Origin of the sequence: Priestia sp. 179-F W1.4 NHS (assembly GCF_045369295.1) — a bacterium.
Taxonomy (GTDB): Bacteria; Bacillota; Bacilli; order Bacillales; family Bacillaceae_H; genus Priestia; species Priestia zanthoxyli.
The window spans coordinates 187,721-204,136 of sequence record NZ_JBIQFF010000004.1 but is presented as its reverse complement, the minus strand read 5'-3'; the positions used below and the strand labels follow the sequence as shown (position 1 = coordinate 204,136).

The window sequence follows — 16,416 nt, the reverse complement described above, 5'->3', positions numbered from 1 at the left end:
AACATTCTGAGTAAAATTGTAACATTGCAGCTAAACAAGTAGCAACTTGTACCCTTTTTCGTCTGTCTCTTTACTAGTACTACTCTATTAAGGAGTTATTTTCTATTGTGATTTTCCCTGCCTCACTCTTACAATAAAAAAGGGGAATGTAGAATGAACGTTCAAACGATTACGAAAGAACAAGCTTGGGAAGTCCGACATATCGTCATGTGGCCTCATAAAGATTTCAGTTATGTTCAGCTGAAAGAGGATCCATCAGGCATGCACTATGGACTGTTTGCAGAAGGAGAGTTAAAATCAGTTGTTTCCTTATTTATAACAGGTGATGAAGCTCAATTCCGGAAATTTGCTACGCTCAAAGAAGAACAAGGAAAAGGGTACGGCAGTCATTTGCTAAAAGAGGTTTTGTTCAAACTCAAGAATCTTGGGATACGAAGGGTCTGGTGTAACGCACGAGAAAATAAAGTATCTTTTTATCAGGCATTCAAAATGAAAGAAACCACGCGTGTATTCACCAAATCTTCTACACGCTATGTAGTTATGGAACTATTTTTTTAAATAGCTAAAAAAGCAGCGTGCGGAAGCACGCTGCTTTTATTTTACTGCTCTTATTTAAGAAAGACTGTAACCTTTAGTTTGGTTCAATCAATCCATATCGGCCATCTTTTCTTCGGTACACAACGTTTGTAATGTTTGTCTCAGCATTTGTAAATACAAAGAAACTATGTCCTAACATATTCATTTGTAAAATAGCCTCTTCGCTATCCATTGGTTTTAAATTAAATCGTTTTGTACGAACTAGCTCTAATTCATCCTCTTCAGTTGCAACAGCTACGTTCGCTTCACTTTCTAATGCTGCAAATAGATACTTCTCAGCACCTTTTTCACGCATTTTTCGATTCACTTTTGTTTTATGTTTACGAATTTGACGCTCTAATTTATCTAGGACAAGATCGACAGCTGCGTATAAATCACTGTGGGTCTCTTCAGCTCTCAATACGAGATCATTCATTGGGATTGTGACTTCTATTTTTTGATCGTTATTGTAGACTTTTAAGTTTACATTTACGTCAGCAGTTGGTGTCTCGTCGAAATAACGCTCTAACTTACCAAGCTTTTTCTCTACGTATTCCCTAATTGCTGGAGTCACCTCAATGTTTTCACCGCGAATGTTATACATCATGTTCGAACTCCTCCTTTAATCCATTGCTATACCTCTACAATTCTACAATACCCGACACAATCCCTTCCTAAACTATTAAAATTTTTAGAAAATTTAGTGAAAATTTTTGGAACCTGAGAAAAGTTTATGAAAAAACCCAAAAAATAGACCTTCTTCATAAGAAGAAGGGTTGTATTTTTTACGCAAAATTAATTTTTTTTATCGTAAAACATCCCATCAAACGATTTCATTTCGTAAGGGTTTACATAGCTGTTATTATGCTTTTTTTTCACTTTTAGCAAACGGAGATCTTCCATGATTCGATGCCGGATGAAGATCAGATTTTGATCAATCGTCTTATTCATTTCGACAATTTTCTTACCCATCCATTCATGATCTCTACTTTTTGGCGGCAGCTTCTCCATGAGGTCACGCCTTTTTAATAGAAGATACTCTAATTTCTGAATGTCCTCTTCTCGATTTTTGTCAGAAGTTATTTGAGTAAGTCGGTAAATCTCGTCAGTTATCTGATACAGTTCGTTTATCATATTTATGCTTGGCCGCCGCTTCCATGGACTTGCTGGCGGTGAAGCTGCACAACTTGCTTCCACGTATCGCGGAACTCTGTTACATATTGTTCGGCTTCATCCAAGCTCTCTATGTCATTTTTTGTGTTCGCTTCAATTAAACACTGGTTGATATAGTCATACATAGTCATCATAGACTTAGCAACTTGCACGTTTGTATCAAGGGTAATCATTAATTCTTGAATAATATTTTGTGCTTTTAACAAATTCGTATTTTTTAGCTCAATATTTTTTTCCTGTATGCCTGTTCGTGCAAGTTTGATAAATTTCAAACACCCGTTATACAGCATAAGCGTTAACTCTCCTGGAGAGGCAGTCTGAACAGCTCCCTGCTGATACGCTTGATATGGATTATTTGCTGCCATAAACGTTCACTCCTTCTTAACTAAAATATTGCGATAACTGCGCGCTTTGAGCATTTGCATTTTGAATGGCTTTCTCCATTGCTGTAAACTGACGATAATACCGGTCCTCTACTTGTGTGAGCCTGCTTTCAAAACTAGTAATTTGGCTGTTTACGCTTTTTAAATTCCGCCCAAGCAAAAATTGTGCACTTGTCCATGTTGAACGGCCAGCGCGCTGCTCAACTTTGGATACGGTTTGAGTAATCGTATCTCGTAAACGTCGTACAATCCCTTTTTCACTTGTTGTACTTCCACTTTTCATAAATAAATCCATAACAGACTGCGGGTCTTTTTCAATTGCTTCTTTTAATTTAGTCCCGTCACCTTCAATCACTAGCTTGCCTCGATCACTATAGTTTGCGCTAGTTGAAATACCGATGTCCGTTAGCTGTGAAAATGCTCCGCTCACTCCTGATACAGAGGCATACCAGTTAGAACGCATTTGATTCAGCCCGCTTGATAAAATTGTGTCTCCTTTTAACAAACCGCTTTTTGCTTTATCATCCCACTGCTCAGCTTGTTTGTCCGTTAGCTTTTCTCTTTCTTGATCCGTCAAAGGCTGATAGTTTCGGTCTCTTTCTTCGGTAATCTTTCCATTAATTTTCTCAATCAGCTCATTATATTTAGTCACAAAATCTTTGATTGTATCAAATACTTTTTGCGTATCATTGCTTACGTTAACGCGCACATCTCCTGTGAAATTATTTTGAAGGGTATAGGTAACGCCTCCCGTTGTAAATGTATTAGACTTACGAGTTGTTTCTAGACCGTTTAGCGTAAATTTTGCGTCTGTTCCGCCGGTTTCTTTTTGAGTATTTAATTTTAAGAAATTGGTTAAAAACTCTCCTGAGAACACCATTTTTTGACCGCCTGCACTACCGGTTTTTGACAAATCTCCTGTGTCTTTGCGAGTAAAGACAACTTTATCTGTTCCTTCATCGTAAAAGGCTGAAATACCTACTTTTGAATTACTAAGTTGGGTCAAAACAGTATTTAATGACGCTGAACCATCAAATTCAAATGACATACTGCCGTCTCCGTTATCTCCTGTTGCTTTTCCATTGCTGTCATACGTTGTAATAGAAAACTGGAGGACATTTTGCTTATACGTAAATCCTTGAACAGTACTACCGTTTGCTAACGTGGAACCGAATGTCATTTCGCCCGTATTCATATTAACGAATACATCATTCTCTCCTATTAAAGTAGGATCACCTGTAGTTTTTATATTAAATTCTTGAGAAGATTCTCCATTTTTCACTTGAATAGAGGAAGGCAGGCTTCCCTCAAAAATGGCTCCTTTGGATAACTTGGCAGTCTTTGTATCAGCACTTATTATAATGTCAGGTTGCTTGACCTCTTTTCCACTCCACGCACTGCCAAGCAAGGTTTTTTGTTCCCATAAACTTTTAGTAGGGTCAATAGTGCCTTCTGAAATTTTCCCACTACTGATATTTTGCGCAGCAGTCGCCATTGTCACGTTTGAAAGGGTATAAGACGCATTTCCTGCTGAGGAAGTAGCTGCTGCTTTTACTTTTGTTTCATCTGCTGAAGATACCGTTTTGGACGAATAAGAAGACTGCAAGGTCATATTAAAAGCAAGATTATTAAAGTCTGATAACAGCAAATTCATAGAGCGATAATCGTCGCGCTGCCACTCTAACGTTTGCTTTTGTTTTTTCATCTTATCAATAGGCATTCGTTCAGCCTTCATTAAATCACTGACGATTTGATCAATATCCATCCCACTTGCTAATCCACTTACTCTTACCACTTACCATCACCACCGTTTTTTTATTCATCTATCCATCAACTGCTAGCCATAAAATATAAGTATATTTTTTCGAATCTCCCTATTCGTTCATAGGTTCACCACTTCTCTATTTTGTATCGGTAAAACGAACATTTTTTTCATAGGTCAAAGGGTACAAGATAGAAAAAGCTCACTTATTTTTTTACAATAAGTAAGCTTTTTATTATTGGCCAAACAAGTTCAGTTTCTGGGATAAATTCCTTTGAATATCCTTAGGAATAAGGTATGGTGCTAGATTTATAATATCTCGTAACGAATCAATGGTTACAGAGGCAGATAAATTTATATATTCATCCGTTGTATCTGCTTGCTCAAACGAAATGGAATCTGGCAAATTATTGAGCAGAGTAATTTCATTCATTTCTTTATCGACCGTGACATCAGAAGACTCGTTAATATTTAAGCGATCCCATACAAGAGACCTCGGAATCGGCATTCTTCCTAAATGCACACTATTCACCTTCAAAACAAGCTTTCCATTCTCGGCATTTGGTGTTACATCAACTACAAACTGTGATTCCATAAAAGATACTACATGTTTATTAATATAAAATTTTATATGTTCCGGAAGCAACTCCGCTTCTGCTCCCTCAACCGTTTCATCATTTTCATAAAGGTAGCTGCGCAAATAATCGTTAACATCGCTCTCGCTCAATCGGTAGCCTAAAATAGGAGAGCCTCCGTTCAGTTCTAGCGACGTCGCACGAGCGGACTTTTCTTGTGCTAGTGAAGATAATGAAGCAGTCTGATCAAGCTTTTCAACATTTCTAACTGGACTAACGAAAAAATACAACCCAAATAAAAGGATAATAAATAGAAAAATAACAGCTATAAATTTTCTCAAACACACGCACCCTTTCAAACATTCTTCTTGGAACATAATACCGATTTATCTTTTATCATACAAGATAAATAAGATGTATGTCGAAAACTTGTATAAAATGTACGTATATACTCGACATCCCAAATGGAGAATAAGTCTATAGTGAATAAAACGAGTCATTTTCGACTTAAAATGCGTCGATTTTAGTAACTTAAAGTCGATTTTTATAGGAATTTGATAATTGGCACACTTCTTGCTTATTATAAAGGTAAGGGGAGGAATTTCTATTTATATTTTCAGAATTTACTTTATTTTCTAATAGTCTTTCGATAATTTTAAAGGAGTGAATACGATGGGAAACAAAACAGAATCACACGGAAAGTTAAAGCAACGTCACGTTTCCATGATTTCCATTGCAGGTATTATCGGGGCCGGCTTGTTTGTAGGAAGCGGATCCGTTATTAACGCAACAGGCCCAGCAGCAGTAGTTTCATATGCAGCAGCCGGACTGTTAGTCGTTCTATTAATGCGTATGCTCGGTGAAATGGCTATGGTAAATCCAGATAAAGGTTCATTCGCGACATATGCTCAGCAAGGAATTGGGCCGTGGGCAGGTTATGCTGTTGGATGGCTTTACTGGTTTTTCTGGCTAATTGTAATTGCAATCGAAGCCACTGCAGGAGGAGCAATTGTTCATGAATGGCTCCCTTCCGTACCAATTTGGCTTTTAAGCTTAATCTTAACCTTTGCATTAACCTTAACAAACTTATTCTCTGTCAAATCATTTGGAGAATTTGAATATTGGTTTGCAATGATTAAAATTGTGGCAATCGTTGCTTTTATGGGAATCGGTTTAGCTATTATTTTCGGATTAATCCCAGGTACATCTTCACCTGGTTTAGCTAATTTAACGGGGCACGGAGGCTTTATGCCAAAAGGTACGAACTCTATCTTTTTAGGAGTTATTACCGTTATTTTCTCTTATTTTGGAGCTGAAATTGCGGCTATTGCAGCTAGTGAATCAGAAAATCCAGCAAAAGCTATTACAACTGCTATTCGCAGTGTCGTATGGCGAATTTTAATTTTCTATATTGGTTCAGTTGCTATTTTAGTAACTCTTTTACCTTGGAACTCAGCTGATTTACTAAAAAGTCCGTACGTAACGATGTTAGAAATGGTCAACATTCCAGCAGCTGCACAAATTATGAATTTAGTCGTATTAGTATCCGTTTTGTCTTGCTTAAACTCTGCTTTATATACGAACTCGCGAATGATTTTATCATTAGCTCAAAAAGGACAAGCTCCTCGTGCTTTAGCAAAGGTAAGCAAATCAGGCGTGCCGGCAAGAGCCGTATGGATTAGCACAGCTGCCGCATATGTATGTGCTATCTTTAGCTTCGTTTCGCCGGATAAACTCTTTTTATTCTTAGTTAACGCATCAGGAGCCATTGCTCTTATTGTGTACTTAGCTATCGCTATTTCGCATTTACGCCTGCGTAAGAAAATGATTCAAGCCAACCAGCCAATTAAAGGAATGAAAATGTGGTTGTTCCCGTATTTAACATACGTAACAATTGCTGTTATTACCGTGATCTTCTTATCAATGGCATTTATTGATTCGATGCGCTCACAGTTTTTCTTAACTCTTGGATTAACCGCTGTTGTTCTTCTTTCATACTCGTTCATCAAAAAAACAAATAACAAGCGACCTGACGATCAATTTTCCGAGTCAGAAAATATTGCAAAATAAAAAAAGCCGCATCTGCGGCTTTTTTTATTTTGTTTTTGATTATTTCTCAACCGATATGTCACGATGAAGGTTTCGAAGCGGCTGAGGAGGGCAAATACGTCGCGTTGCGTAAGAAACAATAAAAATAGTTAACAACCCGCCTACCATCGCAAATGTACGAAATGGAAACATGACCACCCCGTCTTCTATCATCGGATACGGAAGCAGCGCTTTTAAATGAAGCAGCGGTTCCCCTCCACCGATTCGAAGAACAAGAGACACAATGAATCCAGCCAAAGATCCGTACCAGTTTGCTCCTTTAAAGAACAAAGCGCAAACCAATTGTGGAAAAAGAATACAATACACTAGGTCCCCTGATAAATACCATAAGGAGTAGACACTCTCAGAGTTTAAAGCAATTAAAGTTGCTCCAGTTCCAATGATAATGATAGAACGTTTAATAACTTTATCTAACTGCGCCTGTGTCGCATTTGGTTTTACAATCGGACGATACACGTTCCAAGCTGCCATTCCCGAAGCTGAAAGTAACGAAGCCGCTACTGCAGCCATGACGGCAGCAGCTAGTCCTCCAAGCGCAATCGCTCCTACTAAATCAGGCGTTAGATATTTAAATACGTATGTTAAAATCATAGACGCGCTCTCAGGGCTTGACGCTCCAAATGAAGACCAGTCCGCACTGTAACCAATCATTCCTATTAAAGTTGGAGGCAAGGCCGCTAGAGCGCAAAAAATGCCGGCTGTAATAGATAGCCACATTGCTGCTTTTTCATTTTTAGCAGATAACACGCGCTGAAAATAAATCTGCCATGGAATACCACCAAAAATAAGTAAAAATGTGCTATCCCACCATTGCCAATATGTATTTCCCCATTTTGGATCTTCCCAGCCTTTTAATGGAGGAAATAAATGAAGAGAACCAGTCATACCTTCTGAATAAGTAGAAAAAACGGCTCCCACCCCTCCCGTATTCGAAAATGCAAAAGGAAGCACCAGAAATAATCCTAAAAACATAATAGAAAGCTGTAAGATATCGGTATGTGCTACTGCCCACAAGCCGCCAATCACGGTGTATGCAATGGCAATAAGTGCGGAAAGAATGATGGAAATTGAAAAACTGAGGCCTAAAATCACACCGAATGTTGTTCCTAAAGCAGTTAAGATAGCTGCGCTCCAAAACAGCTCTCCTAATATAGCTGGAAAATAAAGAACCGTAGCCATTTTCTTACCGAAACGAGATTCTAGAGGATCGAGCATTGTCATAAACTCAAACCTTCTCATCTTTCTAGCAAAAAAGATACCGCCTAAAATTAAGCTGATTGAATAACACCATGGCGCTTGCGTCCAAGTCAGTCCTGAGGAATAAACAGTTTCGGCCGTTCCAGCAATATACCCTCCACCTACCCAAGTAGCGGTCATTGTGAACATTGAAATCCATAGCGGCATAGATCTTCCCGCAACAAGCATATCATCTGATTTTCCTTTTTTACTTGCAGCAGCTCGAGCACCAATAAAGTAAATAACACCATACATAATGAACATTAAAATGAGGCCTGGCCAATAGAGATCTGGATTATAGAGAGAATAGATAAATGCGACAACCATAAAGATGAAAAATCCTATAATAGTTGTCCATAAGGGGGTTAGTAGACGGTTGTTTCTGTTTGATTTCCCTGAAAAGTCAGAAGTCTCATTCGACTTTTCAGGCCTGGCTTGTTGTGTGTCTGAACGAAATGGCTTTTTAGCATTTTGCATCGTCTCACATCCTTTAAATTGATAAAGAAATCTAAAGACATAACTGTCCTCTATTCCTTTTTCCTACCAGCATACAATTAAACCTAAAAATAGATTTTTTTAGAATAAACTATAAATAGTTGGATTATAAATACCAATACGAAGGGGAGAAATTACGTTTATATAATTATATTAAAATAATTTAAATTGACTTATTTTATTATTCAGCTAAAAATTCATAATTATTTTCATCTTCTCTCTAAACTCCTTTCTTAATTTCCACATTCAAAATCCTTTGTTTCTCAAGGTTTGTATGCAAGCAGATATCGTACTATGGTTAATATATCTGAATGTTTAGGATATTGTCAAAAAAGTTTAAGGGTTTTCATATAAAAAAAGAATAATATTCTCATAGCTCATACATAAAAAAACCTTTTGTATCAAGGGACATAGCAATCAGTATTTTTTAATTACTTTTTGTTAAATTTTTTCTTAATATCCGAATAATCAGCTCTTAATAGAGAAGAAAATCAATTTAAATTCAGAACATTTAAAGTTTTTGGATTTGACTAAATTAAATGGCCGATGCTATAATTCAAATTGTTAAGAACGTTAAATATAAATTTAACAAATTCTATTATTTGGAGGTCGATGCTATTGGAACAAACACTTATGCTTGAGAAAATGCACATAAATGGCCAATGGGTTGAAGCACGCAGCGGCGAGAAAAGAGAAATTGTAAACCCCTTTAATCAAGAGGTTATCGCTGTCGTTACAGAAGGAAATCGTGCTGATGCCATAGAAGCCATTGAAGCAGCTAGAAAAGCTTTTGATGCAGGTGAATGGTCTAAATTTACAGCGGCCGAAAGAGGTTCTTTGTTATTTAAAGTAGCGGAAGAAATTCGCAATGATCGCGAGGAACTAGCAAAGCTTGAAACCTTAAATACCGGAAAAACCCTCGTTGAAAGCCTAGCAGACATGGATGGAATTGCTGATGTCTTTCAATACTATGCTGGATTAGCAGATAAAGATGGCGGACAGATGATTGAGTCACCTAATCCCGATTCTGTTAGCCGCGTTGTCCGTGAGCCTGTAGGCGTGTGCAGCCAAATTACTCCTTGGAATTACCCGTTATTGCAAGCCTCTTGGAAATTGGCTCCCGCACTTGCTGCTGGGAACACAATTGTTATTAAACCAAGCGAAATCACCCCTTTAACAACTATTCATATGATGAAAATTTTTGAAAGAGTTGGCTTTCCAGCAGGCGTCATTAACATTGTACTCGGTCCAGGTGCGACCGTTGGACAAGAAATGGCAGAGAGTCACTTAGTAGATTTAGTTTCCTTTACAGGTGGCGGAGTATCTGGACGTAAAGTCATGCAGGCTGCCGCAGGCAACTTTAAAAAAATTGCTCTTGAACTCGGAGGGAAAAATCCGAATATCGTCTTTGCTGACGCTGACTTTGACACTGCGGTTGACTATGCATTAAATGCGGTCTTCTTTCATGCTGGTCAAGTTTGTTCAGCTGGTGCGAGATTACTCGTTCAAGATGATATTCACGATAAATTTGTTTCAGCAGTTATTGAACAAGCCAAAAAAATTAAGCTAGGGGACGGCATGGACGAAGCCACTCAAATGGGACCCGTTATCTCAAAAGAACATCTAGCTAAAGTGGAACATTATATTGAGCTAGGGAAACAAGAAGGTGCTTCTCTTGTTTTAGGAGGCAAGCGTCCAACTCAGGATTCTTTACAAAAAGGATTATTTATCGAACCAACTATTTTTACAAACTGTCATGGAGACATGAAAGTTGTCCAAGAAGAGTCATTTGGTCCGATTATGACAATTGAGCGCTTCAGTACTGAAGAAGAAGCAGTCGCACTTGCTAACGATACGATCTATGGATTAGCTGGAGCTGTTTGGACAAGTGATATGAACCGAGCTGAACGTGTAGTGAAAGCACTCCGTATGGGAACAACTTGGATTAACGATTATCATCCCTACTTCCCGCAGGCTCCTTGGGGAGGTTATAAGCAATCTGGGATTGGAAGAGAGCTTAGCCATATCGGTCTAGAAGAGTATACGGAAATTAAACATATTTATACCAATACAAATCCACAGCCAATGCGCTGGTTTCAATAAAAATTAAGGGGGAATTTAAAGATGTTTATGCGATTTGAAAGAATGGAACGTTTAAAAAGTTTTGAGATGCCAACGGTTGTAAAACATGGAATTGGTGCTGTAAAACATACTGGAGAGGAAGTAAAAAACCTAGGTGTGTCTAAAGTTTTATTAGTAACAGATCCTGGTGTAAAAAAAGTAGGTTTAGCAGATCCCGTAATCGCTAGTTTAAAAGAAGCGGACGTAGACGTTATTCTATTTGACCAAGTAGAAGCCAACCCTTCTATTCACGTAGTAGCAGACGGCACAAAAATGTACAAGGAAAATGGATGCAACGGACTAGTAGCTGTTGGAGGCGGAAGTTCAATGGATACGGCAAAAGCTATTGGTGTAGAAGTAGCTCATAATGCTCCCGTCTTAGATTATGAAGCAGCTGAAGGAAAAAAACCTTTAACAAAACGTATCCCTCCTTTAACAACAATCCCTACAACTGCGGGTACAGGAAGCGAAGTCACACAATGGGCCGTCATTACGGATCCTGTTCGTGAGTTTAAGTTTAATACAGGTGGACCTTTAATTGCTGCTCACTTAACAATTATTGATCCAGAACTGCACGTATCTATGCCTTCACATATTACGGCCGGTACAGGAATTGACGCATTAGCTCATGCAATTGAGTGTTATACATGCCACTTTGCGCAACCAATGACAGACTCTGTTGCTTTATTGGCTATTGAGTACGTTGGAAAATACTTACGACGTGCAGTTGCAAATGGACAGGATATCGAAGCACGCTATGGAATGGCGCATGCAGCTATGCTTGCTGGCCTTTCATATGGAAGTGAATCTGCAGGAGCAGCTCACGCGATGGCTCAAACATTAGGAGGCATTTATCCAATTGCCCATGGCCCTTGCGTAGCAGCAATGCTAGGTCCTGTAATGGAGTATAACTGGATGGGTGAGCCTGAGAAATTTGCGCGCATAGCTCAAGCTCTAGGGGTTAATACACATGAACTAACACTTGAAGAAGCAGCTCAAGCAGCTGTTCGTGAAGTATATCAATTAGTTAAAGATGTACAAATCCCTTCTTTAGAAGAACAAGGTGTTCCAAAAGAAGCGGTTTCTCGCTTAGCGCAAGAAGCATTTAATGATCCTCAAACAGTTGGGAATCCTCGTGATTTAACTGTAAAAAGTTACGAATGGATTTATAACCGCTGTTTTGAAGCTACACCATTAACCGTATAAAAATGATAAAAGGCTGTTGAAAAATCAACAGCCTTTTTTATGTTACTCTTTCGCTAATTCTTCATTTAAAATATCGATGATTCTTCGGTCGTCAAAAACTTTCACTACTTTTTTCAAGAAATGATAATAATGTTTGGACTCTATAATCTGCGCTAAATTACGCTTTGCTTTTACTGCGATCTCCTCAGGTACATCTTCATCATTTAAAAGAATCTGCAGCTTGTTTTCCGCTTCTTCGATTGCCTCTAAATTAACTGAAATTTCTCTTTGCCACTTTTTACAGAAAAATGAAAAAAAGGACTTAGAAAAATCTTTTTCTGCTTCATATAAGTCTTTTCGAACACCTTTTTTCCACACTTTGTGGACCATGTCAATATTTTGCAGCGAACGAATAGATGTACTCATCGTTGGTTTACTCATACCCAATTCTTCACTCATTTGATCTAATGTAACAGGTTCATCCATAAAATAAAGCATGCCATACAGCCTTCCTACTGAAGGTGTAACACCATATAAATCCATCGTATCAGCTAAAGCACTGACAACCACATCTTCGGCTTCTTTTAATAAATCATGATACTCTTGAACATCACTCATTTACTCTTCTCCTCTTTTGTTAAATTTATTTGAATTATACTTAATAAATTTAATGATACACGATAAAAAGGAAAAAAACAGAAATTCAGTTCAATTTTTTGATAAAAAAGAAGCCTTCTCTTAAAGAGAAAGGCTTAAGACATAGTGGGGAATACTATATGTTTATCTTTCCCGATTTAGATATTATTTATACGGTATATTTTTAATTATTTTCAACCTGATTGTTTTATTTCTTTTTCGGTAATTGTTTCAGCATATCAATAGCATGTAATGTAATTTGAGAAGCACTTTTATTTTCGTTACGTATTTCTTCATAAATCTCTTGTCTATGAATATCTACAGACTTTGGAGCTTGAATTCCTAACTTTACTTGATCACCATTAACTGCAAGGACGGTCACTTCAATTTCATCACCTATTTTGATTATTTCATGTAACTTTCGTGTTAAAACAAGCATGGACTCACTCCTTATCTATTCCTCTTACTCAAATAACCTGTGCTTCGTTTCGTAAGCTGTATTCATTAAAATCACTTGCTTAGCAAGCTGTTGCTTTGTATTAATAATAACAGGAGCCTGCAAATTAGCCGTTATCTTTTCCACAGAATCTGACATCGTAAGCAATACGTAAACAGCTGCATCTTCCGCTTGTTGTAATTGAAGCTTTTCGATTTCCTGAGGTTCTAGTTGAAAATCATAATCTAAAAAAAACTGAAATGGATCCGTGATAATAAAAGCTAATTCTTTGGTTTGAGTAGACTGCAGAACTTGGAAAGCTTCGGCTTCCGGAAGTGGTAAAATAACAAATTCAGTTTCTTCCAAAAAACCTGGAATCCCTTGATTAAATGTCAGTGTTTGCTGATTATCTATTTCTATATCTCCATGATAGCTTGTGGAAATTTTCATCTCATCACACCTTTGCTAATTAATTTTTTCTTGTTATCTTTTTTCATTATAAAAAAGCTCCTTCTGTTTAGAAGGAGCTTTTTAACGCAAGAAATCTAGCAGCGTAGGCTGAATAATTTGAGCCCCTACTCCCAAAGCAGCACGATGCACGCTTTCTTGTACGGTTAAATCCGTAATGACTTTTTCAATATCTGCATCTTCATTATTTGAAAGCATCTTAGTAGCCGTAATTTCCTGTGAATCAAGGCGGTTTTCGATCAGCTCAAGCCGATTGCTCCTTGCTCCCAATTCAGATCGCTCCGCTAATAGCGTAGACAGCTGCGTGTCTACCTGTGTAGAAAGATCTTTTAGTGAGTTTACATCGTTTTGTTCAAAAGCTGTTTGAACATTGTTCATTAAGTCGAATGCACCTTGTCCAAAGATGTTTTCAGGATGAATATTGACTCTCAGCTGGATACCTTTTGATACCTCAACCGAAAAAGGATCCAGATTAATATTCGATTCTATCATACCGCTTGCATTCTCACTAATCGGCGGTGCTCCTACATTTACACCGTTAAAGATATAGTTTCCTGCCACCTGCGTATTGCCGACTTGCATATAATCCAGCTTTAACTGTTCAATTTCACGTGCAATCGCTTGTCGGTCATCACTTTCATTCGTACCGTTTAACCCTTGCACGACCAGCTCTTTAGTGCGCTGAAGAATGGAATTGACTTGTTCAAGTCCTGATTCTGAACTATCAAACCAAGACTGAGCTTCTGTTAAATTACGTTTATATTGATTTACTTCAGAAAGATTAGACCGATACGCCATTCCTTTCGTAGCGACTACCGGGTCATCGGAAGGACGAGTAATTTTCTTTCCCGTTGATAATTGGTTTTGAAGGGTTTCCAGCTTATTATAGCTATTGCTAATCTGTTTTAACGAATTAGCCGCTAACATTCCTTGTGTGACACGCATCTTTACCTTCCTCCAGTTCCAAGACCGTTTACAATTTTATCAAGCATTTCATCAATCATAGTCACCATACGGGCACTAGCGTTATATGCATGCTGAAACTGAATCATATTGGTCATCTCTTCATCCAATGAAACTGCACTGGTAGACTGGCGCCTTTGCTCCACAGCTCCTTGGAGAGTTTCTGAATTACTTTTTAAGCGGTTGGCTTGTTGGGCATCTACTGACATTTGGCCAATGACAGATTGATAAAATCCATCTAATGAAACAGCTCCGTTTCCGGAATTAATAAGCACCTTTTGACGAAATTGAGACAACAGCTGAGCATTTTGTCCATCTCCTTTACGGCCAGTTCCATCATCTTCAGAAGAGGCCGAAGAAGCAGCAGCGATATTGTTTGTGTTTTGTTTGATTTTATCAGCAATAACAATTCCAGTTGCAGCTCCTTCTTTTTGAGAAATCTCATTAAAAAAGGACACACCATTCTCACCATCTAGCGTGACACCTTGTTCGTGCTTATCATTAAACCAGTTCACAAATTCATATGCCATTTCATCTAAATCATCAATCATTGAAGCGTAAACACCAGTTCTATTACCACTATTATCTATATATCCAGAAGCCTCAATTAACCCTTTAAGTTTTCCTTGAGGAAATGACTCAGGGTTCCGTATCTCATCCCCTATATGAATGCCCGTCACATAGGAATCTTGATTTGTTGTCAAACTGATGGCATTTATTTGATGAGTTTTCCCATCTAAAAGAGTAATAGGTCCTTGAGACGTTTGAAGCTGAACCGTTACCACTCCTTCTGACGTTGCAGAAGCGTTCCCGCTGCTTTTTGTATACTCTAAAGAAACCGGCATAAATTTAGAAATCTCATCTAGCAGCCGATCTCTTTCATCATACAAATCATTAGGTAAATAGCCATTTGGTTCTACGTTTTGTATTTGTTGGTTCACATTATTTATTTGCTCTAGCAACGAATTTACTTGTGTTACGGCTACGTCACGCTCGTTTTGTAAATCACCTTGAATGGTTTTTAAAGAAGTAGATAAATAAGAGAAAGTATCGCCTACTGCTTCAGCTCGTTCAATCATAACAGACCTGGCTCCTGCTTCTGAAGGGTGTGAAGCTACATCTTGAATGGCCTCAAAGAATTGATTAAAAACAGCTGAAAGTCCATCTTCAGTAGGTTCATTCATAATTTCCTCCATTTTTTCAAGAGCACCAGCGCGTGCATCCCAATACCCCACTTTAATGGTTTCATCTCGATACTGGGTATCTAAAAATGTATCACGTATTCGCTCTACCGTGCTGGCTTCTACTCCCATTCCTATTTGACCCGCAGTCCCAGTCTGATTCATCCCTGGGGCCGGATAAGCTGGGAACGTTTCTAAACTTACTCGCTGACGCGTATAGCCCGGCGTATTTGCATTAGATACGTTATGGCCAATCGTGTAAAGAGCCGCTTGTTGGGCATCCATTCCTCGTTTAGCCACCTGCAAACCATGAAATGTTGAACTCATTCTGCTTTCCTCCGTTCTTTATGCCTTCGAATTAAAAATAGAGTTGGACTGAAACGATCTATTATTTGTTTTTGTGTAATTGAACGAATCCTCTCGCTTCGATGGAACAAGAAGGTCTAGTTCGGTATGAATCAGCTGTAAAGACTGTGTGAGCAGCTGATTGTTTAAGTCATTTGCATACTTTATATCTTGAATGATATCTATTAGCTGTTTTTGAAAGGGTATCAAGATGGAGTATTCAGAGAATGAGCCTGCTATTTCTTCAATGGAGCGAGCAGTATGTCCGCTTTTTTCCATTGCTTCTATACGTTTTGTTTCCAGTGCAGAAATAGCAGCTATATGAGATTGCTCTTTTTGCAAAGAAGCCGTCAATGCCTTTACATCTTGTTTAATAATAAAATTCGTTTTCTCTTTAACAATGACATACAAACTTTTATGAAGCGTTACTTGTTTTTCTAGTATCGTTTGAATTTCTTGCACGTTCAATCAATGTCAGTCCTTTTATTTTTTATAGAAATCTACAATACTTTTAGCAATTTCTTTTCCGTTAATTTCGTATGTTCCGCTGTTAATTTGCTGTTTGAGCTTCTCCAATTTTTCAAGTCTTTCTGGAGATGGTTCATTTCCCTGAAGTTTCTTCGCCTCAGATGAAATATGAATCTGATCTTGTGGATTTTTTTTAGAGACCTGTTCTGTTTTTTCTGATTGTTTTTTGTACGGATTTATTCCAAATAAGTTCGATGGGTTAATCTTCATCTCTCTCACCTCTTTTTATATTTGTATCCGTTAT

General features: G+C 38.0%; 17 protein-coding genes. 4 read left to right on the top strand and 13 right to left on the bottom strand.

All coding sequences use genetic code 11. The features are described from left to right. Nucleotides 1-153 precede the first annotated feature (153 nt). Nucleotides 154-558, top strand: coding sequence for a GNAT family N-acetyltransferase (locus tag ACH0CI_RS19550; protein ID WP_034264301.1), 405 nt, complete (start codon nucleotides 154-156; stop codon nucleotides 556-558). Nucleotides 559-631: 73 nt separating this feature from the next. Here the strand turns inward: ACH0CI_RS19550 and hpf are convergent, their stop codons facing one another. The 5 genes from hpf to ACH0CI_RS19525 all read right to left on the bottom strand — a co-directional run bounded on the left by hpf (nucleotide 632) and on the right by ACH0CI_RS19525 (nucleotide 4,816). Then, nucleotides 632-1,183: a ribosome hibernation-promoting factor, HPF/YfiA family gene (gene hpf / locus ACH0CI_RS19545; protein WP_013059750.1), complete on the bottom strand. Its 552-nt coding sequence runs from the start codon at nucleotides 1,181-1,183 to the stop codon at nucleotides 632-634. 188 nt (nucleotides 1,184-1,371) lie between these two features. Continuing rightward, nucleotides 1,372-1,710 (bottom strand): flagellar protein FliT, encoded by a 339-nt coding sequence (gene fliT / locus ACH0CI_RS28265; protein ID WP_483880017.1) that lies wholly within the window; start codon nucleotides 1,708-1,710, stop codon nucleotides 1,372-1,374. A gap of 2 nt (nucleotides 1,711-1,712) precedes the next feature. Continuing rightward, a complete protein-coding gene (gene fliS, locus ACH0CI_RS19535; protein WP_028412023.1) occupies nucleotides 1,713-2,114 on the bottom strand; it encodes a flagellar export chaperone FliS in 402 nt (133 codons plus the stop codon). 16 nt (nucleotides 2,115-2,130) lie between these two features. Next, nucleotides 2,131-3,927, bottom strand: a complete 1,797-nt coding sequence (gene fliD, locus ACH0CI_RS19530; RefSeq protein ID WP_406902114.1) for a flagellar filament capping protein FliD — start codon at nucleotides 3,925-3,927, stop codon at nucleotides 2,131-2,133. A gap of 202 nt (nucleotides 3,928-4,129) precedes the next feature. Then, nucleotides 4,130-4,816: a YpmS family protein gene (locus ACH0CI_RS19525; protein ID WP_224980629.1), complete on the bottom strand. Its 687-nt coding sequence runs from the start codon at nucleotides 4,814-4,816 to the stop codon at nucleotides 4,130-4,132. A 325-nt stretch (nucleotides 4,817-5,141) separates the two neighbouring features. Here ACH0CI_RS19525 and ACH0CI_RS19520 point away from each other — a divergent pair, with 325 nt between their 5' ends. Then, entirely contained in the window at nucleotides 5,142-6,539 is a 1,398-nt protein-coding gene (locus ACH0CI_RS19520) for an amino acid permease (RefSeq protein ID WP_028412020.1), read from the top strand. Between the two features lie 39 nt (nucleotides 6,540-6,578). Here ACH0CI_RS19520 and ACH0CI_RS19515 read toward each other — a convergent pair whose 3' ends face one another. Then, a complete protein-coding gene (locus tag ACH0CI_RS19515; protein ID WP_028412019.1) occupies nucleotides 6,579-8,291 on the bottom strand; it encodes a high affinity choline transporter 1 in 1,713 nt (570 codons plus the stop codon). A gap of 630 nt (nucleotides 8,292-8,921) precedes the next feature. Between ACH0CI_RS19515 and betB the strand changes: the two genes are divergently transcribed. After that, a complete protein-coding gene (gene betB, locus ACH0CI_RS19510) occupies nucleotides 8,922-10,412 on the top strand; it encodes a betaine-aldehyde dehydrogenase (protein ID WP_406902113.1) in 1,491 nt (496 codons plus the stop codon). Between the two features lie 21 nt (nucleotides 10,413-10,433). After that, nucleotides 10,434-11,636, top strand: a complete 1,203-nt coding sequence (gbsB, locus tag ACH0CI_RS19505) for a choline dehydrogenase (protein WP_016765895.1) — start codon at nucleotides 10,434-10,436, stop codon at nucleotides 11,634-11,636. A gap of 42 nt (nucleotides 11,637-11,678) precedes the next feature. Here the strand turns inward: gbsB and cudC are convergent, their stop codons facing one another. From cudC to flgM, 7 genes are all read right to left on the bottom strand, one after another. Next, nucleotides 11,679-12,233 carry a choline uptake/conversion transcriptional regulator CudC gene (cudC, locus tag ACH0CI_RS19500; protein ID WP_028409671.1) on the bottom strand — a complete coding sequence of 185 codons (555 nt, stop codon included), beginning with the start codon at nucleotides 12,231-12,233 and terminating at the stop codon, nucleotides 11,679-11,681. A gap of 226 nt (nucleotides 12,234-12,459) precedes the next feature. Continuing rightward, nucleotides 12,460-12,690: a carbon storage regulator CsrA gene (csrA, locus tag ACH0CI_RS19495; protein ID WP_328154256.1), complete on the bottom strand. Its 231-nt coding sequence runs from the start codon at nucleotides 12,688-12,690 to the stop codon at nucleotides 12,460-12,462. Nucleotides 12,691-12,714: 24 nt separating this feature from the next. After that, nucleotides 12,715-13,137 carry a flagellar assembly protein FliW gene (gene fliW / locus ACH0CI_RS19490; protein WP_028412016.1) on the bottom strand — a complete coding sequence of 141 codons (423 nt, stop codon included), beginning with the start codon at nucleotides 13,135-13,137 and terminating at the stop codon, nucleotides 12,715-12,717. A gap of 81 nt (nucleotides 13,138-13,218) precedes the next feature. Further along, nucleotides 13,219-14,100 (bottom strand): flagellar hook-associated protein FlgL, encoded by an 882-nt coding sequence (gene flgL, locus ACH0CI_RS19485; protein ID WP_028412015.1) that lies wholly within the window; start codon nucleotides 14,098-14,100, stop codon nucleotides 13,219-13,221. Nucleotides 14,101-14,102: 2 nt separating this feature from the next. Then, nucleotides 14,103-15,626 carry a flagellar hook-associated protein FlgK gene (flgK, locus tag ACH0CI_RS19480; protein WP_028412014.1) on the bottom strand — a complete coding sequence of 508 codons (1,524 nt, stop codon included), beginning with the start codon at nucleotides 15,624-15,626 and terminating at the stop codon, nucleotides 14,103-14,105. Nucleotides 15,627-15,644: 18 nt separating this feature from the next. Next, complete coding sequence (locus ACH0CI_RS19475) at nucleotides 15,645-16,106, bottom strand: flagellar protein FlgN (RefSeq protein WP_223546706.1); 462 nt, start codon at nucleotides 16,104-16,106, stop codon at nucleotides 15,645-15,647. Nucleotides 16,107-16,127: 21 nt separating this feature from the next. Continuing rightward, complete coding sequence (gene flgM / locus ACH0CI_RS19470; RefSeq protein ID WP_014457790.1) at nucleotides 16,128-16,382, bottom strand: flagellar biosynthesis anti-sigma factor FlgM; 255 nt, start codon at nucleotides 16,380-16,382, stop codon at nucleotides 16,128-16,130. Nucleotides 16,383-16,416 lie beyond the last annotated feature (34 nt).